21 protein-coding genes and 1 tRNA gene are annotated in these 22,280 nt (G+C 66.0%); 12 read left to right on the top strand and 10 right to left on the bottom strand.

Features of this window, described 5'->3' with window-relative positions:
* Positions 1 to 54 precede the first annotated feature (54 nt).
* The 5 genes from ACQHGV_RS07130 to ACQHGV_RS07110 form a co-directional block, all read right to left on the bottom strand.
* Positions 55 to 2,337 (bottom strand): patatin-like protein, encoded by a 2,283-nt coding sequence (locus ACQHGV_RS07130; RefSeq protein WP_440979954.1) that lies wholly within the window; start codon positions 2,335 to 2,337, stop codon positions 55 to 57.
* Positions 2,337 to 3,032 (bottom strand): endonuclease/exonuclease/phosphatase family protein, encoded by a 696-nt coding sequence (locus ACQHGV_RS07125; RefSeq protein WP_409786971.1) that lies wholly within the window; start codon positions 3,030 to 3,032, stop codon positions 2,337 to 2,339. The genes ACQHGV_RS07130 and ACQHGV_RS07125 overlap by 1 nt, the downstream gene beginning before the upstream one ends.
* Positions 3,033 to 3,084: 52 nt before the next feature.
* Positions 3,085 to 3,159 (bottom strand) — tRNA-Thr (locus tag ACQHGV_RS07120).
* A 19-nt stretch (positions 3,160 to 3,178) separates the two neighbouring features.
* Positions 3,179 to 4,042: a hypothetical protein gene (locus ACQHGV_RS07115; protein ID WP_440979953.1), complete on the bottom strand. Its 864-nt coding sequence runs from the start codon at positions 4,040 to 4,042 to the stop codon at positions 3,179 to 3,181.
* The gene (locus ACQHGV_RS07110; RefSeq protein WP_440979952.1) at positions 4,023 to 5,369 is read right to left on the bottom strand and encodes a replication-associated recombination protein A; all 1,347 of its coding nucleotides are present in this window, start codon (positions 5,367 to 5,369) and stop codon (positions 4,023 to 4,025) included. Before ACQHGV_RS07110 ends, ACQHGV_RS07115 begins: the two co-directional genes overlap by 20 nt.
* 117 nt (positions 5,370 to 5,486) lie before the next feature.
* Here ACQHGV_RS07110 and ACQHGV_RS07105 point away from each other — a divergent pair, with 117 nt between their 5' ends.
* Positions 5,487 to 6,083, top strand: coding sequence for a PadR family transcriptional regulator (locus tag ACQHGV_RS07105; protein WP_440979951.1), 597 nt, complete (start codon positions 5,487 to 5,489; stop codon positions 6,081 to 6,083).
* A gap of 2 nt (positions 6,084 to 6,085) precedes the next feature.
* The gene (locus ACQHGV_RS07100) at positions 6,086 to 6,370 is read left to right on the top strand and encodes a DUF2218 domain-containing protein (protein ID WP_440979950.1); all 285 of its coding nucleotides are present in this window, start codon (positions 6,086 to 6,088) and stop codon (positions 6,368 to 6,370) included.
* Between the two features lie 3 nt (positions 6,371 to 6,373).
* On the opposite strand, the gene ACQHGV_RS07095 is transcribed toward ACQHGV_RS07100, so the two are convergent.
* Positions 6,374 to 7,519: a glycosyltransferase family 4 protein gene (locus ACQHGV_RS07095; protein ID WP_440979949.1), complete on the bottom strand. Its 1,146-nt coding sequence runs from the start codon at positions 7,517 to 7,519 to the stop codon at positions 6,374 to 6,376.
* 97 nt (positions 7,520 to 7,616) lie between these two features.
* Between ACQHGV_RS07095 and radA the strand changes: the two genes are divergently transcribed.
* The 10 genes from radA to mazG all read left to right on the top strand — a co-directional run bounded on the left by radA (position 7,617) and on the right by mazG (position 16,708).
* Positions 7,617 to 8,990 carry a DNA repair protein RadA gene (gene radA, locus ACQHGV_RS07090; RefSeq protein ID WP_440979948.1) on the top strand — a complete coding sequence of 458 codons (1,374 nt, stop codon included), beginning with the start codon at positions 7,617 to 7,619 and terminating at the stop codon, positions 8,988 to 8,990.
* Positions 8,991 to 9,053: 63 nt separating this feature from the next.
* The gene (locus ACQHGV_RS07085; RefSeq protein ID WP_440979947.1) at positions 9,054 to 9,608 is read left to right on the top strand and encodes a CvpA family protein; all 555 of its coding nucleotides are present in this window, start codon (positions 9,054 to 9,056) and stop codon (positions 9,606 to 9,608) included.
* Entirely contained in the window at positions 9,605 to 10,045 is a 441-nt protein-coding gene (locus ACQHGV_RS07080; protein WP_440979946.1) for an iron-sulfur cluster assembly scaffold protein, read from the top strand. Before ACQHGV_RS07085 ends, ACQHGV_RS07080 begins: the two co-directional genes overlap by 4 nt.
* Positions 10,045 to 11,796 (top strand): cation:proton antiporter domain-containing protein, encoded by a 1,752-nt coding sequence (locus ACQHGV_RS07075; protein ID WP_440979945.1) that lies wholly within the window; start codon positions 10,045 to 10,047, stop codon positions 11,794 to 11,796. The genes ACQHGV_RS07080 and ACQHGV_RS07075 overlap by 1 nt, the downstream gene beginning before the upstream one ends.
* 2 nt (positions 11,797 to 11,798) lie before the next feature.
* Entirely contained in the window at positions 11,799 to 12,128 is a 330-nt protein-coding gene (locus ACQHGV_RS07070) for a DUF423 domain-containing protein (RefSeq protein ID WP_183950852.1), read from the top strand.
* A 45-nt stretch (positions 12,129 to 12,173) separates the two neighbouring features.
* A complete protein-coding gene (gene metG, locus ACQHGV_RS07065; RefSeq protein WP_440979944.1) occupies positions 12,174 to 13,730 on the top strand; it encodes a methionine--tRNA ligase in 1,557 nt (518 codons plus the stop codon).
* Positions 13,730 to 14,506 carry a TatD family hydrolase gene (locus ACQHGV_RS07060; protein ID WP_440979943.1) on the top strand — a complete coding sequence of 259 codons (777 nt, stop codon included), beginning with the start codon at positions 13,730 to 13,732 and terminating at the stop codon, positions 14,504 to 14,506. Before metG ends, ACQHGV_RS07060 begins: the two co-directional genes overlap by 1 nt.
* The gene (locus ACQHGV_RS07055) at positions 14,503 to 15,267 is read left to right on the top strand and encodes an MBL fold metallo-hydrolase (protein WP_440979942.1); all 765 of its coding nucleotides are present in this window, start codon (positions 14,503 to 14,505) and stop codon (positions 15,265 to 15,267) included. Before ACQHGV_RS07060 ends, ACQHGV_RS07055 begins: the two co-directional genes overlap by 4 nt.
* Positions 15,264 to 15,833 (top strand): retropepsin-like aspartic protease family protein, encoded by a 570-nt coding sequence (locus ACQHGV_RS07050; RefSeq protein ID WP_440979941.1) that lies wholly within the window; start codon positions 15,264 to 15,266, stop codon positions 15,831 to 15,833. The genes ACQHGV_RS07055 and ACQHGV_RS07050 overlap by 4 nt, the downstream gene beginning before the upstream one ends.
* Before the next feature lie 137 nt (positions 15,834 to 15,970).
* Positions 15,971 to 16,708: a nucleoside triphosphate pyrophosphohydrolase gene (gene mazG, locus ACQHGV_RS07045; RefSeq protein WP_440979940.1), complete on the top strand. Its 738-nt coding sequence runs from the start codon at positions 15,971 to 15,973 to the stop codon at positions 16,706 to 16,708.
* Here the strand turns inward: mazG and hflX are convergent.
* From hflX to ACQHGV_RS07025, 4 genes are all read right to left on the bottom strand, one after another.
* Complete coding sequence (gene hflX / locus ACQHGV_RS07040; RefSeq protein ID WP_440979939.1) at positions 16,689 to 17,981, bottom strand: GTPase HflX; 1,293 nt, start codon at positions 17,979 to 17,981, stop codon at positions 16,689 to 16,691. The genes mazG and hflX overlap by 20 nt on opposite strands.
* Positions 17,978 to 18,469, bottom strand: a complete 492-nt coding sequence (gene hfq / locus ACQHGV_RS07035; protein WP_312489535.1) for an RNA chaperone Hfq — start codon at positions 18,467 to 18,469, stop codon at positions 17,978 to 17,980. Before hfq ends, hflX begins: the two co-directional genes overlap by 4 nt.
* 142 nt (positions 18,470 to 18,611) lie before the next feature.
* Positions 18,612 to 19,988 (bottom strand): nitrogen assimilation response regulator NtrX, encoded by a 1,377-nt coding sequence (gene ntrX, locus ACQHGV_RS07030; protein WP_440979938.1) that lies wholly within the window; start codon positions 19,986 to 19,988, stop codon positions 18,612 to 18,614.
* Between the two features lie 6 nt (positions 19,989 to 19,994).
* The gene (locus ACQHGV_RS07025; protein WP_409786954.1) at positions 19,995 to 22,241 is read right to left on the bottom strand and encodes a sensor histidine kinase NtrY-like; all 2,247 of its coding nucleotides are present in this window, start codon (positions 22,239 to 22,241) and stop codon (positions 19,995 to 19,997) included.
* Positions 22,242 to 22,280: the final 39 nt, after the last annotated feature.

Below are 22,280 nucleotides of genomic sequence, written 5' to 3'. Positions count from 1 at the left end.
CTGGCATCGCTTGCCGGGCGGGGTCTAGCGGTGTTGATCAGGCATGACCAGCCTTCAGCCGATCTCTTGGCGAAGCGAGGCGATCAGCGGGGCGATGGCGGTCAGCCGGGGTTCCTCTTCGTCGAGGATCGCCAGGAAGGCGCGCCGCTTGAAGGCCGCGACCCGGCCGGGCTTCAGACGGATATTGGCGGGCAGGGTGGAGACGGTGATGTCGATCATCCGCTCGGCCCCGTGCAGGCGCCCCCAGAGATAGTCATTCTCGCGGTAGCTGCGGCTAAAGAAAGCGCCGAAGGTCAGGAACTGTATGCCTTTCAGCGTTGCTTCGGCCCCACCGCTACGGATGGCGGTGGCATCGTCGGGAGCGATGCGATCAACCTTGATCGGATCGAATTCGTCCAGCCCCTCACCCTGCAGCAGCGGCAGCGTCGCGACGTCGAAATAGGAAAAGCCCAGATAGGTCAGCAGCAGCGCACGCCGTGCGGCGCGCGGCAGACCGGCAAAGGCGGTCGCCAGCCGCGCATCGGTTTCGCCGTCCAGCCGGACCAGATCGAGCCGGGCCTCCAGCCTATCCAGCAATTCAGCGCCGTCGTCTCGCGCCGCCTGTATGTCCTCCGCCAGCGCGACATGGGCGGTGCCATGCTGCCGCTCCAGAAAGGCGGCGAGCGATTCGTAGAGCGCGTCGCGGATAGGGGTCAGTTCGGCTTCGCTATGGTTCGCCTCCAACTCGGTCAGCCGCCGGGCGAGATGGCGCAACCGGCGGATGCGATAGCCCAAGTCGAACGCGCGCAGGAAATCCCGAGCACCCGTGCTGGAGCCGCCGGTGAAGCTGATCGCGTCGCCCGCCAGACTGCGGGCCGCAATGGTGCGCTCGATCAGCGCGCGCAGACGAACGCGCCGCTGCTGGCCATCGTCGCCAGCGGCCTCGGCGAAGAGCGTCGCCATCGCATCGATGACATTGGCGAGCTTCAGATGGCCATAGGCGGCGTAGCTGAACCCCGCCTTGGTCGCGGCGGCCGCCTGCGCGCGGACCCGCCAGGATGCCAGTCGTGCGGCGGTCGGGCGGTCGAGGAAGAAGGTGCCGCCGAACAGCTGTTCGATCTCCTGCTCCACCTCCTCGCGAATGGCTGCGACAATGGCCTGCATCCGGTCGATCCGGCCGGAACGCGCGGCGATCGCCTCCAGATTGTCGCGGATCGGCTGCTGGCGCGGCAATTCGCTGACCGCGCCGATGATCGTCTGGAAGAAGCCGGGATGACCGCCGCCGCCGGGCAGGCGGAAATGCATGCCGGGAAAGGGGTCGATATAGACGAAGCGGCGATCGACCTGCCGCCGCGCGGGGCGGCGACCGAGTGCATCGATCGCGGGGCGGAAGGGGGCGTTGACCAGCACCGATCCGTCGATCAGCACCGCCTTGTCGGCCGCGCCCGCCGCGTGGTGGCGGGGCAGGACCCGGCGAAGAAAGGCGTCACGCCCCTCCCAATCCTGTTCCCGTGTCGCCAGCACCCGGTCGAGTTCGCCGACCGTGAAGGGCGGGAAGGCACCCGGAAAGCTGGACGTCGCACGCGCCGCGAACACCAGTTCGGGGACCTCGGCCAGCGAGCCGTCGCCGCTGTCGGTGAAGTCGACGACCATGCGATGCTCGGTCTCGACCACCTCACCCGGCGAATGGAGCCGCAGGCGCTGGGGCTGGCCGGTGAAGTCGGTAACGGTGACGAACAGGTCGAGCGGCTGGCCGGGCGGCAATAATCGCTTGCCCGCCGGTGCCGCCGCCATCCGGTCGAAGGCTTCGAGCAGACGCAGGGTAAAGTCATCGGCGGCGAAGGGTGGCTCGAACCAGCGCGAGCGGACCAGATGGCCGACCTTGCGTCGCACCTCCTCGCGCGTGTCGTCATCGAGCGCCGCGATCTTCTCACCGCTGCGCCCCGCCGCCATCCAGGCGATGGGCATGGCCCAGACTTTGGAGAAGCGCGAGGTCGGGGCCGCTTCGGGGGCGATCAGTGATTCGATGTCCGCGGCCTCCAGCCAGAGATCGGTCAGCGGATCGAGCGACTGACCGGTCGAGAGCGCCTGCCCCAGAAAGATGCCGTTGATCCCGCCGGCACTGGCGCCTGCGATGATGTCGGCCAGCACCCGGACGCGAACCTCGCCGCGCGCCGCCATCTCGTCGAGCAGATCGTGATAGACCGCATCGACCGTGGAGGCGGGCGCGTCGCCCTCATGCGAGGCACGACTGGCGCGGACGACCCGCCAGGTCTCCTTGGTGATGCCGTGCATGTAGACCGCCAGGCTGATCCCGCCATAGCAGACCAGCGCCAGCCGCAGTTCCTTCTCGCGCATCAATGCCGCCCGATCATCGCCCAGATGGGCAGATGATCCGATGCCTTGCGCGACGTGGCGGAGGCGTGAACGCCGCAAGCCTCGACCCGCAGATCGGACGACACCATGATCCGGTCGAGCCGCCCGATCGGCCGGCGGGCGTGAAAGCTGGGCCCCGTATCGGCGAAGGTGAAGTCCCGCGCGAAATCGCGCAGGCATCCCGCGCCGCGTGTCCATTCGTTCAGGTCGCCCATCATCACCGTCGGATGCTGATGAAGGCAGGAGCCGAGATGCGACAGGATCGCCCCCGCCTGTCGCCGCCGCCAGAGGCCCGACAGGTCGAGATGCATGCCCACGACCCGCAGGACACCGTCATCGATGCTCAGATCGGCCATCACCGCACCGCGCGGCTCCAGCGAGGGCAGGTGTATGACCTCAAAATCGAGCACACGGGTCGATTTGCGGACCAGCATCGTATTGCCGTGCCAGCCCAGCGAGCGCGCCTTCATGCCGTAAATGATCGGCTTCCAGTCGCTATGCTCCTCGATCAGGTGGAGCGGCAGCACGCCCTCGCGCTCGCCGAAGCGTCGGTCGGCCTCTTGGAGCGCAATGACATCGGCATCGACCTCGCGCAGCACGTCCAGGATACGGTCGGGGTTGCGCCGCCGGTCGGCGCCGATGCCTTTGCGGATATTGTAGCTGGCGACCTTGATCATTCCGCCACTGAAACGCAGCGACGGGCTTTTGGTGCCACCTGTGATAAGGTCATGGTGCCGGATGAGGGGATCGAACCCCCGACCTTCGGTTTACAAAACCGCTGCACTACCGCTGTGCTAATCCGGCGCTTGCGATCCCCCTAGCGTCAAGCGACGCCAAAGGTCCAGCCCTCCGTTTGCGCGATCTGCGCTGTCAGGCCCGGCGGGTGCCAGAGATCGTCGCGCGCCGCCACGGTACGCAGCCAGGCGGAGGTCAGGATCGCGTCGGTGCTGTGATCGTCATAGGCGGGCAGAGGCCGATGCGGTTGGCTCCCCAATTGCGACAAGGCGGCATCCAGCGCGCCGGCATCGCGCATCTTGCTTCGCCCACGCGGACGCCCCGCATCGCGCGCGGCGATCGCGGTGTAGATTTCCACCACGACCGCGCCACGCGACGGCACGGGATTGAAGGGCCAGATCGCAATCCGGCCATCCAGGCGGTGGAGCAGCCGCATTCCGGCAAAGCTGGCCTTGGCGACCTGCGACGCACCGATCGCGTCATAGACGGTCGAGGGCTTGCGTGCGCCGTCCCCCGCGACCTCGCAGCGTCGCCAGTGAAGGAAGTCCGCCTTCCGCCCGTCGGCCGCCCCGAAATAGAAATGCCGCCCGCGCCGCGCCTCCAGAAAGCTGCGTGCGCCCAGATCAGGGTCGTCGCAGCTTTGCTCGACATGGGTCCAGAGCGCGCGGGCATCAGGGGTGGGCCGATCACCGGGCAGATGCGCGCCGCGTTCGATAAAGGGTGCAGAGAAGCTGAAATCGAACCCGATCAACATCGGCTCGTCCGCGCGTTCCAGCAACCAATCGGCGACGCCTTGACGCGACCAGGCACGGCCCGGCGGCGCTATCAGCGTGGGAGCCGCCGTTCCGGCCGCACACTGCGCCATCGCGATGCCCTTGTGCGACACGCCCTGCGCGCCCGACCAGTCGATCGCGACAAAGCCCGAAAAGCGATCAGGACCGGCCGTCATCATCGCCTGCCGCCTGGATCGCGCATCGTCGCTCGTCCCACCAGGCCATCCGCTCGGCAATCCGCTTTTCGAGGCCGCGTCCGGACGGCTCGTAAAAGCCCTGCGGCGGCAGGTCGTCGGGCCAATAATTCGCCCCCGAAAAGCCGCCATCGGCGTCATGGTCGTAGTGATAGCCCTCGCCATAGCCGATCTGCTTCATCAGCTTGGTCGGGGCGTTCAGGATATTGGCCGGCGGCATCAGCGAGCCGGTTTCCTTCGCGGTCCGCCACGCCCGCTTCTGCGCCATATAGGCCGCGTTCGACTTGGGCGCGGTCGCGCAATAGAGACAGGCCTGGACGATCGCCAATTCCCCCTCGGGCGAGCCCAGGAAATCATAGGCATCCTTGGCCGCCAGGCATTGGGTCAACGCCTGCGGATCGGCAAGGCCGACGTCCTCGATCGCGGCGCGGGTCAGCCGGCGGAGCACATAGAGCGGTTCTTCGCCAGCGGTCAGCATCCGCGCGAGGTAGTAGAGCGCCGCCTGCGGATCGGACCCCCGGATCGATTTGTGCAGCGCGGAGATGAGATTGTAATGCCCCTCGCGATCCTTGTCATACACCGCGACCCGGCGTTGCAGCAGCGCCGACAGGCCGGCGGCGTCGAGCGGTTCGGGCAGGTCGATCGAAAACAGCGTCTCGGCCTGGTTGAGCAGGAACCGCCCGTCGCCGTCCGCGCTCGCGATCAATGCGTCACGCGCGGCCTGCTGCAGGGGGAGGGGGCGCTCCATCTCCGCTTCGGCACGCGTCAGCAGCTGGTCGAGCGCGCTCTGCCCGAGACGGTGGAGGATCAGCACCTGTGCGCGGCTGAGCAAGGCGGCATTGAGTTCGAAGGACGGATTTTCGGTCGTTGCACCGACCAGCGTCACCGTGCCGTCCTCGACGAAGGGCAGGAAGCCGTCCTGCTGCGCGCGGTTGAAGCGGTGGATCTCATCCACGAACAACAAGGTGCGCTGGCCGGCACGAGCATGGTCGCGCGCCTCGGCGAACACCTTTTTCAGGTCGGCGACACCGGAAAACACGGCGGAGATCGCCGCGAACCGCAGCCCCACCTCGGCCGCGAGCAATCGCGCGATGGTCGTCTTGCCGGTGCCGGGCGGCCCCCACAGGATCATCGAGGACAGACGCCCCGCCGCGACCATCCGCCCGATCGCGCCTTCGGGGCCAGTCAGATGGTCCTGACCGACGACGTCGTCCAGCCGTTCGGGGCGAAGACGGTCCGCCAGCGGCGCGTTGTCGGCATGCCGGGCGGCGGCGGTGGGGGCGGGGTCCATCCCCGCGAACAGATCGGCCATGCTCCGCATGTAAGCAGGCGAACCCGCATCGTCATCTCCCATTCAAAGATATATCGTAAAACATCTTGACGGCAGGCTTATGCGATATATCTTGATGCTATCTTGTATAGGAGCATCATGATGCGACATCATCATCCCATGGGTGGCATGAGCCATCATCCCAAAGGCTTTTGGTCGTTCGGCCCGGCCGAGATGGAAGGGCCTTTCGGTCACGATTTCGGCATGCGGCGCGGCCCCGGCGGCGGCCGGCGTGGCCGCATGTTCGACGGCGGCGAGTTGCGGCTCGTCCTGCTCAAGCTGATCGCCGACGAACCTCGGCACGGCTACGACCTGATCCGCGCCATCGAAGCGCTGAGCGGCGGCGCTTATGTGCCCAGCCCCGGGGTCATCTATCCGACCATCACGCTGCTCGACGAGATGGGCTTTATCGAGGAGCAGCAGTCGGAGGGGGCCAAGAAGCGGTTCGCCGTAACGGAGGCCGGACAAGCCCATCTGTCCGAGCATGCGGACCGTGTCGCGGCGCTGCTGGCCCGGCTTCAGGCGCTGGGTGAACACCGACAGCGCGCGGACGCCGCACCGATCCGCCGGGCGATGAGCGGTCTTAAAATGGCCGTCATGGAACGGTTCGGCGGCGGCGACGCCTCGCAGGAGATGGTTCATCAGGTCGCAGAAATGATCGACGACCTGGCGCAGAAGGTGGAGCGGTTGAAGTGAGTATGTCCGTCGCTCGGGTTCCGACCCAGTCCGCCAACCGCTACCTCCAGCAGCTGGCCAAGCATTGGAGCCACAAGATGGAGGTCGTCTTCACCCCCGAGGAGGGGACGATCGCCTTTCCCAACGGATCGAAGCTGGAGATGCGGGCGGACAGCGAAACGCTCGACATCGTCCTGCACGTCCCCGAAGGCGAGGATGTGGCGCGGATGCGCGAGGTCGTCGCCAGCCATCTCGACCGCTTCGCCTTTCGTGAGGCGCCGTTGACCTTCGACTGGCGTGAGGGCTGAGGCTCAGGTGCGATCGGCGAACATCGCGCGATAGGTGTCGATGACCGTTTCGTTGACCTTGTCCCACCGGTAATCGGCGACGCGGGCCTGCCCCGCGTCGCTGAACCGGCGACGCAGCGCGGCGTCGGTCGCGATCCGCTCCAGCGCGTCGGCATAGCCCGTGATGTCGCGCGGCGAGACCAGGAAACCGGTTTCGCCGTCCGCGACCAGATCCATCGCCCCGGTCGCATTCGCCGCGACGACGGGCACGCCGGCCGCCATCGCCTCGGTCGTGACATTGCCGAAGGTTTCGGTGACGCTGGGGTTGAAGAAGATGTCCATCGACGCAACCGCACGACCTAGATCGTCGCCGGTCTGATAGCCCGCGAAAATGGCGTCGGGGGTGGCACGCGCGAACCAGTCTTGCGCCGGTCCCTTGCCGACAACCAGCACCTTGTGGGGCACGCCGCGCCGACGCAACTCGGCCAGCACCTCGGCAAAGACGTCCAGCCCCTTTTCCTTGACCAGCCGGCCGAGAAAGCCGATCGCCACGTCATCGTCACCGATACCCAACGACCGCCGCCACTCCAGACTGCGGCGTGAGGGCTGGAAACGGTCATGATCGATGCCGCGCGACCAGATGCCCATCGGCGGCGTCACCCCCCATCCGCGCAGCAGGTCGATCATGCTGGGGCTGGGCGCGACGATACGGTCAAACTTGTTATAGAATCGGGTCAGCAACCGGATGATCGCCGGCTCCAGAAAGCCGAGATGATAATAGGCCGGATAGGTCTCGAACCGCGTGTGCACCGATGCGAGCGAAGCGACACCCTTGTCCCGTGCCCAGCGCACCGCCGCATGGCCCAGAAACTCCGGCGCCGAGACATGGACGATATTGGGCGCGAAAGCCTCCAGATCGGCGCGCACCGATGCCGGCAGGCCCCGTGCCAGCTTATAGTCCGCGCGGAACGGCATCGGGATGGACGGGACATCGACCAGATCGCCCACCGGCGGAAAGGCCGGCGTCTTCGACGTCGGCGAATAGACGCGCACCGCCACCCCGCGATCGAGCAGATGGCCGACCAGCAGGTTCAGGCTCTGGTTCGCGCCGTCGCGGGTGTAGTTGTAGTTGCCGCTGAACAGCGCGACACGGAAATTGTCTGGGGTCATGGAACCCGCCCCATAGCCGCGCGGCCGCACGATGACCACTCCCGCCCGCGGCACGCCACATGTTCCATTTTCGTTCCGCACACGCTAGAGGATCGGCATGGCCAAGATCCAGAAGCGTTATGTCTGCCAGTCCTGCGGCTCGGTGTCCTCGCGGTGGCAGGGACAATGTCCCGACTGTTCCGAATGGAACACCATGCTGGAAGAGGCACCGGTGCAGCTGACGCCCTTTGCCGCCAAGCATAATCTGCAAGGGGGCGGGCGGGCGATCCAGCTGGTCGGGCTCGACGCCGACATCCCGCTGCCCGACCGGATGGCGACCGGTATCGCCGAGCTGGACCGGGCGCTGGGGGGGGGCTTCGTCGAAGGCTCGGCGACGCTGATCGGCGGCGATCCCGGCATCGGCAAGTCGACGCTGCTGCTGCAGGCGGCGGCCAAGCTCGCCATGGCAGGCAAGCCTGTCGCCTATGTCTCGGGCGAGGAAGCGGCGGATCAGGTTCGCTTACGCGCCCGGCGACTGGGGCTGGGGCAGGCGCCGGTGCGGCTGGCGGCGGCGACCTCGGTGCGCGACATCCTGACCACCCTCTCGATCGGCACGCCGCCCGCGCTGTTGATCATCGACTCGATCCAGACGATGCATTCCGACCTGATCGAGGGCGCGCCCGGCACGGTCAGCCAGGTCCGCGCCTCAGGCCAGGAACTGATCCGCTTCGCCAAGGAGCGGGGCACCGCCGTCGTGCTCGTCGGCCATGTCACCAAGGACGGCTCGATCGCGGGGCCGCGTGTGCTCGAACATATGGTCGACACGGTGCTGGCCTTCGAGGGGGAGCGCAGTCACCAATACCGCATCCTGCGCGCGATCAAGAACCGCTTCGGCGGGACCGACGAGATCGGCGTGTTCGCGATGCAGACCGAGGGCCTGACCGAGGTCGGCAATCCCTCCTCGCTTTTCCTGACCAATCGCGAGGAGGGCGTGACCGGCGCCACCGTATTCCCCGCGCTGGAGGGGACGCGGCCCGTACTGGTCGAAATCCAGGCGCTGACCGTCCGACTAGCGTCGGGGGCGACACCGCGCCGTGCGGTCGTCGGTTGGGACACTGGCCGCCTCGCGATGATCCTGGCGGTGCTGGAGGCGCGCTGCGGCCTCAGCTTCTCGTCGGCGGAGGTCTATCTCAACATCGCGGGCGGCTACCGCGTCCAGGACCCCGCCGCCGATCTGGCCGTGGCGGCGGCGTTGATCTCCGCTTTGTCCGAACGACCGGTATCCGCCAATGCGATCGTGTTCGGCGAGATCGCGCTGTCGGGTGAAATCCGGTCGGTGGCGCATGGCCCGCTGCGGCTGAAGGAGGCCGCAAAGCTGGGGTTCGAGAAGGCGATGGTCCCGCGCGCCATGGCCAGCGACGAGGGAGGCTTGGCGATGACGGGCTTCCGCACGCTGGCCGAGTTCGTTGACCATATGCTGGGCCGGGGGTAGCGAAGACGCAATGCCGCCCCGTCGCCCATTTTCGTGCGACCGGCAGGGGAGTTGGGTAGGAAGTTGACGGCGCTCGATATTCTCGTCCTCATCGCGGTGTTCGGTGCGGCCGTTCAGGGCTTTGTGCGCGGCTTCGTCACCGAAGTGCTGGCGCTTTTCGCCTGGGTCGCGATCGTCGCCGCGCTCAAGCTGTTCCATATCCCGCTCGCCCAATCGCTGACCGGTGTCGTCGGCACCGTCTCGGGCGCGGCCGTGCTGGCCTTCGCGATCATCGTCGGCTTCACCTATTTGGGCGGGCGGATCGTGGCGCGGGCGATCGGCGCCCGGACCCGCACTTCGGTGCTGGGACCGATCGACCGTGCGCTGGGCTTCGGCTTCGGCGCGCTGAAGGGGCTGATCCTATCGAGCCTGATCTTCCTGGTCGTCGCGTTGATGGTCGATACCGTCGGCGGCGGCCCCGCGCGGCGGCCAGAATGGATGGTCAAGAGCCGCACCTATAAGCTGTTGAACGCCACCAGCGCCGGGATCGCCGATTTCGTCGATCGGCGGCGGCGGGGGCTTCCCGTCTTCGGCGCGCCGACGCCACCCGCCGACAATGCCAGCGAGAGCCGATCATGAACGCCCCCCTCTACAATGCCGAGATCCTGCGGCTGACGACGGCCATCCCGCACGACCAGCGCCTGACCGATCCGATGGCCAGCGTCGAGCGGCGCTCACCGATCTGCGGCAGTCGGGTCACGGTGGACGTCAATCTGGATGCCGAGGGCCGCGTCGCCGAGATCGGCATGCTCGTCCGCGCCTGCGCGTTGGGGCAGGCCTCCGCCGCCCTGCTGGCGAACCATGTGGTAGGACGCGACGCGACCGAACTGGCCGCGATGCGAGACCGGCTGACCGAGTGGCTCGCCACGGGCGAGGGGGCCGTCCCCGATTGGCCCGGCATCGACGTGTTCGCCCCGGCCTTGCCCTACACCGCCCGCCATCCCTCGATCCGGCTGGCGTTCGAGGCGGCGGCGCAGGCGGCAGAAGACGCCGCGCTCGCCGAGGCTGCCCGCTGATGCACGAAGAGGTATCGCTGCTGCGCGACGGGGCGATCCTGCTCGGTTTCGGGCTTGTCTTCGTCCTGATCTTCCGCCGGATCGGGCTGGGTGCGACGCTGGGCTATCTGGTCGCGGGTGCCGTGGTCGGTCCGCATGTGCTGGGGCTGGTCGGCGACGCCGAGTCGAAGCTGGGCATTGCCGAGATCGGCATCACGCTCCTTCTGTTCATCGTCGGGCTCGAGTTGAACCCGGCACGGTTGTGGCGGATGAAGCATGAGATTTTCGGTCTCGGCCTGATCCAGGTCGTCGCTTGCGGGCTGGCGATCAGCGGCATCGTGCTGCTCGCGCATTTCTCGATCGAGGCCGCACTGGCGCTCGGCCTGCCGCTCGCGCTGTCGTCGACGGCGCAGGTCCTGCCGATGCTGCAATCCTCGGGCCGGCTGCGCACGCCCTTTGGCGAGCGGGCCTTCTCCATCCTGTTGTTCCAAGACCTGTCGATCGTCCCGCTGATCACCATCGTCGCAGCCATGTCGCGCAATCCGGCGGATCATGCCGGACCGCCGGGATGGATCTTGGCGTTGGAGACGGTGGGCGCCATCGTCGGCCTGATCGTCGCGGGCCGCTTCCTGCTGCGTCCGTTGTTCCGCCTGATCGGCAATATGGGCGAGCGCGAGATGTTCGTCTTCGCGGGCCTGTTCACCGTCATCGCCAGCGCGGCGGTGATGGAACTGCTCGGCCTGTCGACCGCGTTGGGGGCGTTCATCGCGGGCGTGATGCTGGCCGACAGCCCCTATCGCCATGAGCTGGAGGCCGATGTCGAGCCGTTCCGCTCGATCCTGCTCGGCCTATTCTTCCTGGCGGTGGGCATGATGCTGAACTTGCCCGCCATCGCCGAACGGCCACTGTTCGTCGCGACGATGGCGCTGGCGCTGATCGCGACCAAGACGCTGGTCATCGCGCTGATCGGCATGGCGTTCAAGATGAAGTGGCGCTCGGCCTTCGCACTGGGCGTGCTGATGAGCCAGGGCGGCGAGTTCGGCTTCGTCCTCTTCGCCCAGGCGCAGGCCGGCTATCTGATCGCGCCCGAGGCGGCGAGCTTGTTTGGGGCGATCATCACCCTGTCGATGGCGACCACGCCGTTCCTGATGCGCGCGACGCGCGGTATCCGTGAAGAACCGATCATTACGCGCGGCAGCGACGAGCGGGAGGGGCCGATGACCGACGGCGCCAACGCGCTGATCGTCGGCTATGGCCGTTTCGGCCAGACGGTCGCGCAGATGCTGATCGCCAGCGACATTCCGGTCACGCTGATCGACCGCGATATCGAGATGATCGACATCGCCGCCGAATTCGGTGCCAAGGTCTATTATGGCGACGGCACCCGGCTCGACCTGCTGCGTCAGGCGGGCGCGGCGGAGGCGGAGCTGATCCTGTTCTGCCTCGACGACGACCAGATCACGCTGGATTTCCTGGAAAGCGTCCACACCGCCTTTCCCCAGGCGACGATCCTCGTTCGCGCCTTCGATCGCCGCGCCGTGCTGCGTCTCAAGGGCGGCCCCGCCGCCTATATCGTCCGCGAAGTGCTGGAGTCGGCGGTCAAGATGGCACGGCTCGCGATGGGCAGCCTGAAGATCGACCGCGTCGAGATCGACCGGATCGAGTCCATGTATCGCACCCGCGACAAGGAGCGGCTTGCCGCCCAGCTGGAAAGCGGCGACTTGCATGCCGCCAGCGACCGGATCATCACACAGGACGCGCGAAAGGACTGAATATGGGGATATTGGCGGTTCTGGCGGCGCTGTCGGGTGCGATCGCGATCGCCGCCGGGGCGTTCGGGGCCCACCGCGCCGAGGGGGCGGCGGTCGAGTGGCTGCGCACCGGCGGGCAGTATCAGTTGATCCATGCCGTCGCGGCACTCGTTGCGCTCAAATGGGACGCGCGTGGCCCCGGCTGGGCGTTCGTCATCGGCAGCGCGATCTTCGCCGGCACGCTCTATGCGATGGCCCTGGGCGCGCCGCGCTGGTTCGGGGCAATCACGCCGATCGGCGGCAGCATCCTAATCCTCGGCTGGTTGTGGCTCGCCTGGGGTTTGCGCGGCTGAAAGGCCGGGCTTCACCTGCGCGAAACGATGCTTTAGGGACCGGCCATGGCCGATCCATTCTATATCACCACCGCAATCCACTATCCCAATGGCCGCCCGCATATCGGCCATGCCTATGAAATGGTGGCCGCCGACGTCATCGCCCGGTTCCAGCGTCAGGCGGGACACGATGTCCTGTTCCAGACGGGCACCGACGAACATGGCCTGAAGATGGCGCAGGCGGCGCGCGCGCGCGGCATCTCGACGCGCGCGTTCGCCGACGAAATGTCCAGCCATTTCCATGCGATGGCGGACCGTCTTGATATTTCGTACGACCGCTTCATCCGAACTGTCGACGCCGATCACTATGCCGCCAGCCAGGCGATCTGGAAGGCGATGCAGGACAAGGGCGATCTGTACCTTGATCGCTACGAAGGCTGGTATTCGGTCCGCGACGAAGCCTTTTACGACGAGAGCGAACTGACCGCCGGCGAAGACGGCGCGAAGCTGTCGCCGCAGGGCACGCCCGTCGAGTGGACCGCCGAGGAGACTTGGTTCTTCCGTCTGTCCAAGTATCAGCAGCCTTTGCTCGACCTGTACCGCGACAAGCCGGACTTCATCCGTCCCGAAAGCCGCCGCAACGAGGTGATGCGCTTCGTCGAGGGCGGACTGTCCGACCTGTCGGTGTCGCGCACCAGCTTCGACTGGGGCGTGCCGGTCCCCGACAGCCCCGGCCATGTCATGTATGTGTGGGTCGATGCGCTGACCAATTATCTGACCGGCACCGGCTATCCGAACAAGGACAGCGAGCTGGCGCGCTTCTGGCCCGCCAATCTGCACTTGATCGGCAAGGATATCGTCCGCTTCCACACCGTCTATTGGCCCGCCTTCCTGATGTCGGCCGATCTGCCATTGCCGCAATCGGTGTTCGGCCACGGCTTCCTGCTCCATCGGGGCGAGAAGATGTCGAAGTCGGTCGGCAATGTCGTCGATCCGATGGGACTGGCCGATGCGTTCGGCGTCGATGCTCTGCGCTATTTCTTTCTGCGCGAGGTCAGCTTCGGGCAGGACGGCTCCTATTCCGCCGAGGCGATCGTGACGCGCGTCAATGCGGAACTGGCCAACAGCTTCGGCAATCTGGCGCAGCGCACCTTGTCCTTCATCGCCAAGAATCTGGGCGGCGAGCTGCCCGAGGCGGGGCGCAGCGATCCGGCCGATGCGATGCTGATCGAAGAGGTGGTGGTCGCCTGCGCCGGGCTGAAGACCGCGTTCGACGATCTGGCGCTCAGCCAGGGGATCGAAGCATGGATGCGAGGCGTCTATGCCTGCAACCAGTATATCGACGTCCAGGCCCCCTGGTCGCTGCGCAAGACCGATCCGGAGCGGATGCATGCGGTGCTCGGCACGCTCGTCCGTGCGATCCGCATGCTGGCCATCGCGATCCTGCCGGTCACGCCGCGCGGTGCCGGACAGGTGCTCGACACGCTGGGTGCCGAGGAACGCGATCACGCTGCGGTCGACGATGACGGCTGGTATGCGCGTCGGGCAGGGCAGGGCGTTCCCCTGTCGCCTCCGACGCCCGCCTTCCCGCGCCTGGAAGTCCCGGCAGAGGCCGACGCCTGATGCTCGCCGACAGCCATTGCCACCTGAATTACAAGGGGCTGGCCGAGGATCAGCCGGCGATCCTGGCGCGGGCGCGGGAACGCGGCGTCACCGCGATGCTCAACATCGCCACACGCGAAAGCGAATGGGATGCGGTCATCGCCACCGCCGAGCGCGAGGCGGACGTCTGGGCGACGGTGGGCATCCATCCGCATGAGGCGGACGCGCATCCGCATATCGATACCGCCAAGCTGATCGAACGCGCGCAGCACCCGCGCGTGGTGGGTATCGGCGAAAGCGGCCTCGACTATCATTACGACCATAGCGACCGCGCGCGGCAGCAGGCGAGCTTTCGCGCGCACATCGCCGCTTGCCGGGAAACGCGCCTGCCGCTGGTCGTCCATACGCGTGATGCCGAAGCGGATACTGCCGCGATCCTGGCCGAGGAAATGGGGAAGGGGGCCTATCCCGGCGTCATCCACTGCTTCACCGCCAGCGGAGAATTTGCCGATAAGGCGTTGGCGTTGGGCTTTTATATATCCATTTCGGGTATCGTGACGTTCAAGAGCGCGAAGGACTTGCAGGACACGGCCGCCCGCCTTCCGCTCGATCGTTTGCTGGTCGAGACCGATGCGCCGTTCCTTGCGCCCGTCCCCCATCGCGGCAAGACGGGCGAGCCGGCCTTCGTCGCGGACACCGCCAAATTCCTGGCCGAGTTGCGCGGTGAAAGCGTCGAGACGCTGACCCAGGCGACGGCGGAGAATTTCCACCGGCTGTTCGCGAAGACGCGCGCATGAAAATCCGTATTCTGGGGTGTGGCACGTCGTCGGGCGTACCCCGGATTGGGAATGACTGGGGTGCCTGCGATCCGCGGGAACCGCGCAATCGTCGCATGCGCCAAGCCGCGCTCGTCGAGCATGACGGCGTCCGTATCCTGATCGACACCGGTCCCGATATGCGCGAGCAATTGCTGGCCGCCGAGGCCGGGACGGTTGATGCGGTGATCTGGACGCACGATCATGCCGATCACTGTCACGGCATCGACGATCTGCGGCAAATCTATCACGCGCTCGGGCGACCTGTAGCGGGCTATGCGCGGCCGAAGACGGCGGACTCGCTGCAAAGCCGGTTCGCCTATGTCTTCCATGGCAAGACCGGCTATCCGCCCACCGCGACGATGACCGCCTTTGACGACGATCTGACGATCGGGGACATCCGCATACGGTCGGTCGACCAGCCCCATGGCCGCATCACATCGGCCGGGCTTCGCTTCGAATGCGATGGTAAGTCCATTGGCTATGCCACGGATTTCCACGACTTAACTCCGGATATGGCCGCGCTGTATGAAGGCGTCGACATCTGGATCGTCGATGCGCTCCGCCGCCATCCGCATCCGGCCCATGCCGACTTGCCGGCAGTCCTTGGCTGGATCGACGCGCTCCAGCCGAAGCGCAGCGTGCTGATCCATATGGACCAGTCGATGGACTATGCCACGTTGCAGCGCGAACTGCCCGATCATGTCGAGCCTGGCTATGACGGGATGGAACTCGTTCCATGACGACCGATCGGGTCATGGACTTCGTCTATTACGGCCTGATCCTGCTGTTGCCGCTCAGCGCTTTGGCCGCACGGCGGATATCGCTCGGCCAGGCGGCCAGGATGGCGCTGATTTGGGTGGCGATCTTCGCGGCGGGGTCTCTGGTCATCGCCCAGCGAGACCGGTTTTCCGACCTTATCGGCCGCCGCGATGCCATCCAGGGAAGCGCCCGTATCCCAATGGCGGAGGATGGCCATTTCTGGGCCAATGTCCGCATCAACGGTATCGAGCGTCGGATGCTGATCGACAGCGGCGCCACGACCACCGCGCTTTCCACCGCGACGGCGAAAGCCGCCGGACTTGATCTGGAGGAAAGTCCGTTTCCGCGCATGATCGACACCGCCAACGGATCGGTGCTGGCGCGGCATACGACCATTCCGACACTCACCATCGGTTCGATCACGATGACGGATGTCGGCGCCATTTCGTCGTCGGCGTTCGGGGATCAGGATGTGATCGGCATGAATGTCTTGGATCGGCTGAAAGCATGGCGGGTCGAGCGAGGGGTGCTTGTTCTAAACCCCTAACCGAGGTCTCATTTTACATAATATGTATTATCGATCCTTTGGTTGGAGATGTCAGGCGGCTGGCATCCCACCAACCCCCTTGCTAAATGCCATCGCGATTTGGGCGAACGCGCCATGTGCAGCAAGGAAAACAAGCGATGGAGCGTCTGCTCACTATCATGAAGCGACTTCGCGATCCCGCCACGGGTTGTGAATGGGATGTCGCCCAAAGCTTCGAGAGCATTGCGCCCTACACTATCGAGGAAGCGCACGAGGTCGCGGACGCGATCGCACGCGGCGATATGGCGGAGCTGAAGGACGAACTCGGCGACTTGCTATTACAGGTCGTCTTTCACGCGCAAATCGCTGAAGACACCGGGCATTTCACGTTCGCCGACGTGGTCACCGCGATCAGCGACAAGATGGAGCGACGTCATCCGCACATTTTCGGCGACACCGCCGAGGGCGGCCATCATCTGTGGGAGCAGATCAAGGCCGAGGAACGCCGCGCCAAGGCGGCCGGCGGGACGCTTGATGGCGTGGCGCTCGGCCTGCCGGCGCTGATGCGGGCGGAAAAGCTGCAAAAGCGGGCAGCCCGCGTGGGCTTCGACTGGCCCGACCCGAGCGGCTCGCGCGCCAAGATCGACGAGGAATTGCAGGAGATCGCCGAGGCCGATCCCGACACGCTGGAGGAGGAATTCGGCGACCTGCTTTTCGCCGTCGTCAATTGGGCGAGGCATCACGGCGTGGACGCCGAGGCCGCGCTGCGCGCCGGCAACCGCAAGTTCGAACGCCGCTTTCGCGCGATGGAGGCCGAGGGTGGCGAAGGATTCGCTGCGCTCGACCTCGATGCGAAGGAAGCCCTATGGCAGCGCGTCAAGCACCGCGACGGTTGAACCGCTCGTAATCGGGCTCGGACAAGCGAACTTCGTAGGTCGCCTGGTCGCCCTCAATGACCTGATCCAGCACCTCGCCATGCGCGTGGAGCCACGCGGCCCCCGCTCCATCCGCGACGTCGAGCGTGATCCAATAGCGCCGATGGCCGGATGTCAGCGCGGCCGCGACTTGCTCGACCAGATCATCAATCCCCTCCCCGCTCATCGCGGATACGGCAACGATATTGGGTCGACGCACGGCTTCGATAAGAACGTCCTCGCGCCGCTCGCCTTCGATCAGGTCGATCTTGTTCCATGCTTCGAAACGCGGAGTTTCAGGGTCGACGCCGATCTCGGTCAGCACCGCCTCGACATCGGCGCGCTGTGCTTCGCTGTCCGGATGGGCGATGTCACGGACATGGATCAGCAGATCGGCCGACACCACTTCCTCCAACGTCGCCTTGAACGCGGCCACCAGCTGCGTCGGCAGATCGGAGACGAAACCCACCGTGTCCGACAGGATCGCCTTGTCGATGCCAGGCAGCTGCACCTGTCGCAGCGTCGGGTCGAGCGTGGCGAACAGCAAATCTTTCGCCATGACATGAGCACCGGTCAAGCGATTGAAAAGCGTAGACTTCCCGGCGTTGGTATAGCCGACCAGCGCGATTACCGGCCAAGGTGCACGCTGCCGTCGATCGCGGTGAAGGCCGCGCGTGCGGCTGACCTGCTCGAGTTCACGACGCAACCGCGCCATGCGATCCCGGATCATCCGACGGTCGGCCTCGATCTGGGTTTCACCCGGACCGCCCAGGAAGCCGAAGCCGCCGCGCTGACGCTCAAGGTGAGTCCAGCTGCGCACGAGACGGCCGGCCTGGTAATCCAGATGCGCCAGTTCGACTTGCAACCGCCCTTCTGCCGTCGCGGCCCGCTCGCCGAAGATTTCGAGGATCAGGCCGGTACGGTCGATCACCTTGGCTTCGAGCGCGGTTTCCAGATTGCGCTGCTGGACCGGTGTCAGCGACCCGTCGAACACTACGAGCTGCGCTTCCTCCATCCGGACCTGTTGTGCGACCTGCTCCACCTGACCGCTGCCGATCAGGGTCGCAGGCTTGGGCGAACGGACCTTGAGGGCGATCCGTTCGACGACGTCCAACCCGATCGCCATGGCGAGACCGGCGGTTTCGTCCAGCCGCGCCTCGGCATCGCGGGCGGCGTCGCCCTGATCGGGCAGGACGATGACGGTGCGAGCGCCGCGGGTGAATTCCCCGCGGTCGCGATCAAATCCGGTGCTCAATCCTCGGCCGATCCCGCTTGTTCTTCCGCCAGGTTGAGCGGACGTGCCGGCTGAATGGTCGAGACGGCGTGCTTGTAGACGAGCTGCGCCATGCCCTCGCGCTGGAGCAGCATGCAGAACAGGTCGAAGCCCGCAATCTGCCCCTGCAGCATGACGCCGTTGATCAGGAACATGGTGACGGGGTCTTCGGACTTGCGCACCGCGTTCAGGAAGATTTCCTGGAGCAGCGGCTGTTTCTTCTGATGTTCGTTCATACCGTCGACGATCGCGGCGACGTCGAGCGGCCCCGACGGCATGATCGTGGAGATGGCATGCTTGTAGATCAGCTGGGACTGGCCATCACGGCGCAGCAAGACGGAGAAATTGTCGAACCAGGTGACGATGCCCTGAAGCTTCACACCCTTGACGAGGAACATCGTGACGGGCGCCTTGGAACGGCGCAGCGCATTCAGAAAGAGGTCCTGCAGCGAACCCGATTTGTCGGCCATGGAAAAGCCCTTGTTCTTGGCGGGTCCGTGCCCGCGAGTTGCGCCGTTTCCCGGCGTCGGAACCGCGCCCGTGCGCCGGACGCGTCCGTTATCTATGGATTGGGGGGCCATTCGTCCAGAGGTCGCGCGGCCGGGCAGGCGATCATTCCTCGCGCGTCTCGCTGATCCCCAGCAGCTTCAGCTTGCGGTGGAGGGCGGAGCGCTCCATTCCGATGAAGCTGGCGGTGCGTGAGATGTTGCCCGAGAAGCGTCGGATCTGGATGCGGAGATATTCGCGTTCGAAGCTCTCACGGGCTTCCCGCAACGGCGCCCCCATGATGGCGGTCGCGCCGCCCCCGCCCATATCGGCGCCCTCGCCCAGCACTTCGGCCGGCAACAGGTCGAGGTCGATCCGGCCGATCCGATCGCCCGGCGCCAGGATGATCGTCCGCTCGACGACATTGCGCAACTGGCGGACATTGCCCGGCCAGTCATAGGATTGCATCGCGACCATCGCGTCGGGGGCGATCTCGGGGGTACGGACCCGGCGCTCCACCGCATAATGCGCCATGAAATGCTCGACCAGCGCCGGTATGTCCTCGCGCCGCTCGGCCAGCGACGGGATCGTCACTGGCACCACGTTCAGCCGATAATACAGATCCTCGCGGAACCGGCCCTCGGCGATCTCCTGGGTCAGGTCGCGCGCGGTCGCCGAGACGACGCGGACGTCGACCTTGACCACGCGAGTGCCGCCGACGCGGGTGAAGCTCTGGTCGGTCAGGACACGCAGGATACGTGCCTGGGTCGCGATCGGCATGTCCGCGATCTCGTCAAGGAACAGCGTACCGCCATGCGCCTGCTCCAGCAGGCCGGTACGGACGAGGTCGCCGCCTTCCTCGACACCGAACAATTCCTCCTCGACCCGCTCGGGCGTCATGCGCGCGGCGCTGACCACGACGAAGGGCGCATCGGCGCGATTGCTCCACCCGTGGAGAAGCCGCGCCGCGACTTCCTTGCCGACACCGGCCGCGCCCATGATCAGCACCCGGCTGCCGGTCGCCGCGACCCGCTTCAGCGTCGCGCGGATGCCGTTGATCGCATTGGACGATCCGGTCAGGTCGGTCTCGCGCCCCGCGCTCGCCCGCAGCGAGGCGTTCTCGCGCCGCAACCGCTCGGTCTCGGTCGCGCGGGCGACCATCAGCAGCAGGCGTTCGGCCTCGAACGGCTTTTCGATAAAGTCCGCCGCACCCTTGCGGATCGCCGCGACGGCAGTGTCGAGATTGCCATGGCCGGAGATGACCAGCACCGGGATCGACGGATCGCGCCGCTTGATCTCATCGAGCAGCTCCAGCCCGTCGAGCTTCGACCCCTGCAACCAGACATCGAGCAGGACGAGCGACGGCCGCCGGACCGCAACGGCTTCGAGCGCCGAGTCGCTATCGGCCGCGACCCGGGCGTCATAGCCTTCGTCCTCCAGCACGCCCGCGACCAGTTCGCGAATATCGAGTTCGTCGTCGACGACGAGAATGTCCAAAGCCATGATCTTTTACGTCCGGGTACGAGTCAAAGCGGTGAGCTGGCCCTCCCCGGCCAGCTCAGGTTCGGCGCCCCCCTGGTCCAGCGCCGCCAGGGCGCCGGCATCGAACATCATCGACACGATCGTGCCGCCAGTCGGATTGTCGGAAAAGCCGATCGTGCCGGCATGTTCCTCGATGATCTTGTTGACGATGGCGAGGCCCAACCCCGTGCCCCGCGCGCGCGTCGTCATATAGGGTTCGATGATGCGGTCGCGCTCGGGCGGCAGGCCGATGCCGTTGTCGGTCACGGTGATCGTCACCATGCTCGCCTGCTGGCCGACCGTCATCGCGACCTTGCCCCCCTTCGCACCTTCGGGCCGCGCCTCGATCGCCTCGACCGCGTTCTTGACGATGTTGGTCAGCGCCTGGCTCATCTGCCGCCGATCGCAGACCAGCGAGGGGACGGGATCGTCCTGCTCCAGCTCGAACGCGATCTCGGGGTGCGCGACCTCGTGCAGGAACATCGCCTGGGCGCAAATGTCGGCGATCGCCTCTTCGCGGAAGACGGGCTTGGGCATGCGCGCGAAGGAGGAGAATTCGTCGACCATCCGCCGCAGGTCGCCGACCTGGCGAACGATCGTCTCGGTCAGGCGCCCGAAGGTCTCGTCCTGCGGATCGATGACCTTGCCATAGCGCCGTTGCAGGCGCTCGGCCGCGAGCTGGATCGGCGTCAGCGGGTTCTTGATTTCATGCGCGATACGCCGGGCGACGTCGGACCAGGCCGCGCGCCTCTGATCGAGCAACTGCTGGGTGATGTCGTCGAAGGTCAGGATCGGGCCATCAGCGGTCTGGGCGATCCGCACCGCCAGCGTCCGCATGTCACCGTGGAGCGCCACCTGCACCGTCGCCTCGCGCCGGCCCTGGTCGAGCAGCTCGTCAAGTTCTGGGGCCACTTCGCCGAGCTTGTGGCCGATCAGCCCTTCCTCGTCAGCGCCCAGAAGCAGGTCCGCCGAGTTATTCGCCATGCGCACGCACCGGTCCCGCCCGACCGCGACGACACCGGCCGAGACACCGGCCATGACCGCCTCGATCAGGGCGCGACGATTGTTGAGTTGCGCATTGGCGGTGACCAGTTCGGTATTCTGCTGCTCCAGCTGTCCGGTCATCTGATTGAAGGCATGGGCCAGCGTCCCGACCTCGTCACGGGTCCGGGGATCGGGAACGCGCGCCGTCAGGTCGCCACCGGAAATCCGCCGCGCGGCGTCGACCAGCTCGCCGACCGGGCGCACCAGGCGATCCGCCACGGTCAGCGCGATCCAGACCGCGATGCCGACGATCAGCATGGCGATGGCGAAGAGGACGAGGTTGAACTTGAGCTGCAACGACCGTGCACGGCCCTGCAACGCGCGATAGTCCTGGACCACGTCCTCGGCAGCGAAATGCTGTCCGCTCAAGAACTTGGCATTCACACTTGTCCCGACATACAGCATGATGCCGTTGCCGTTCGGCAAGGGGCGGACGACCCAGACGCGTTGCTCGTTGATGCCGACCTCTGGCCGGTTGGTCCGCATCGCCTGCTGGATCATGTCGGGGCTGACCAACTCGCGGAACGTCGAATCGGCCGGTGGCAGAATATAGTCGTAGAATTTGAAACCCTGTTTCGGGTCATAGGAGAAGAGCACCGCCTCCTCCAGTTCGCGTACCAGCGTCTGTTGCCCGAAATAGGCATGAAACGCCTCGCGGTCCTCGCGCAGGGCGGGCAGGCTGTTACTGAGGTCGCCGGACATCGCGTCCGCCGTCTTCACCCAGCGATCGATGATCTGTTGCTGCGACTGGCGCGCGATGTTCATCGCATCGCCAAAGGCCTTGCGCGCGCGGTCCGAAATCCAGAATTCGGCCGAATCCTGGAACAGGACCGACGCCGTCACGACGGTCAGCAGGATCGGCACGCTGGCGGTCAGCGAAAATAGCGCGACCAGCCTGACATGAAGCCGCCCGCCCCCACCAACGGCGGACTGGGCCGCGCGCCGCTTCGCCACGCGCCGACCAAGCAGCATGAGCAGAAGGACGCCCGGCACAAGGTTGAGGGCGAGCAGGCCGGCCATGACCGGGGGAGCGATCAGGCCCTGCGCCTCATGCCGGCTGGCGATATAGGCGTAGGTGCCGATGGCGATCGTCAATGCGCCAATGATGACCGCGATCTCAATTGCCGGGGTCACCGCGAAGCGTGACCGCGGCGTCTCATCGAAATCAGCAGGCTTCAGAAAGGCCAACATCGTTGCAATCGTACAACGTGGAGCGTGACCTGCAAGCCA

It is taken from the genome of Sphingomonas pseudosanguinis, from assembly GCF_052056765.1.
Taxonomy (GTDB): Bacteria; Pseudomonadota; Alphaproteobacteria; order Sphingomonadales; family Sphingomonadaceae; genus Sphingomonas; species Sphingomonas pseudosanguinis.
The sequence above is the reverse complement of the archived record's forward strand: the minus strand, read 5'-3'. Positions and strand labels throughout refer to the sequence as shown.

Coding starts and splice junctions, on each gene's coding strand:
- ACQHGV_RS07130 (WP_440979954.1), bottom strand. CDS start 2,337: ATGCGCGAGAAGGAACTGCGGCTGGCGCTGGTCTGCTATGGCGGGATC.
- ACQHGV_RS07125 (WP_409786971.1), bottom strand. CDS start 3,032: ATGATCAAGGTCGCCAGCTACAATATCCGCAAAGGCATCGGCGCCGAC.
- ACQHGV_RS07115 (WP_440979953.1), bottom strand. CDS start 4,042: ATGATGACGGCCGGTCCTGATCGCTTTTCGGGCTTTGTCGCGATCGAC.
- ACQHGV_RS07110 (WP_440979952.1), bottom strand. CDS start 5,369: ATGGCCGATCTGTTCGCGGGGATGGACCCCGCCCCCACCGCCGCCGCC.
- ACQHGV_RS07105 (WP_440979951.1), top strand. CDS start 5,487: ATGATGCGACATCATCATCCCATGGGTGGCATGAGCCATCATCCCAAA.
- ACQHGV_RS07100 (WP_440979950.1), top strand. CDS start 6,086: ATGTCCGTCGCTCGGGTTCCGACCCAGTCCGCCAACCGCTACCTCCAG.
- ACQHGV_RS07095 (WP_440979949.1), bottom strand. CDS start 7,519: ATGACCCCAGACAATTTCCGTGTCGCGCTGTTCAGCGGCAACTACAAC.
- radA (WP_440979948.1), top strand. CDS start 7,617: ATGGCCAAGATCCAGAAGCGTTATGTCTGCCAGTCCTGCGGCTCGGTG.
- ACQHGV_RS07080 (WP_440979946.1), top strand. CDS start 9,605: ATGAACGCCCCCCTCTACAATGCCGAGATCCTGCGGCTGACGACGGCC.
- ACQHGV_RS07075 (WP_440979945.1), top strand. CDS start 10,045: ATGCACGAAGAGGTATCGCTGCTGCGCGACGGGGCGATCCTGCTCGGT.
- ACQHGV_RS07070 (WP_183950852.1), top strand. CDS start 11,799: ATGGGGATATTGGCGGTTCTGGCGGCGCTGTCGGGTGCGATCGCGATC.
- metG (WP_440979944.1), top strand. CDS start 12,174: ATGGCCGATCCATTCTATATCACCACCGCAATCCACTATCCCAATGGC.
- ACQHGV_RS07060 (WP_440979943.1), top strand. CDS start 13,730: ATGCTCGCCGACAGCCATTGCCACCTGAATTACAAGGGGCTGGCCGAG.
- ACQHGV_RS07055 (WP_440979942.1), top strand. CDS start 14,503: ATGAAAATCCGTATTCTGGGGTGTGGCACGTCGTCGGGCGTACCCCGG.
- ACQHGV_RS07050 (WP_440979941.1), top strand. CDS start 15,264: ATGACGACCGATCGGGTCATGGACTTCGTCTATTACGGCCTGATCCTG.
- mazG (WP_440979940.1), top strand. CDS start 15,971: ATGGAGCGTCTGCTCACTATCATGAAGCGACTTCGCGATCCCGCCACG.
- hfq (WP_312489535.1), bottom strand. CDS start 18,469: ATGGCCGACAAATCGGGTTCGCTGCAGGACCTCTTTCTGAATGCGCTG.
- ntrX (WP_440979938.1), bottom strand. CDS start 19,988: ATGGCTTTGGACATTCTCGTCGTCGACGACGAACTCGATATTCGCGAA.
- ACQHGV_RS07025 (WP_409786954.1), bottom strand. CDS start 22,241: ATGTTGGCCTTTCTGAAGCCTGCTGATTTCGATGAGACGCCGCGGTCA.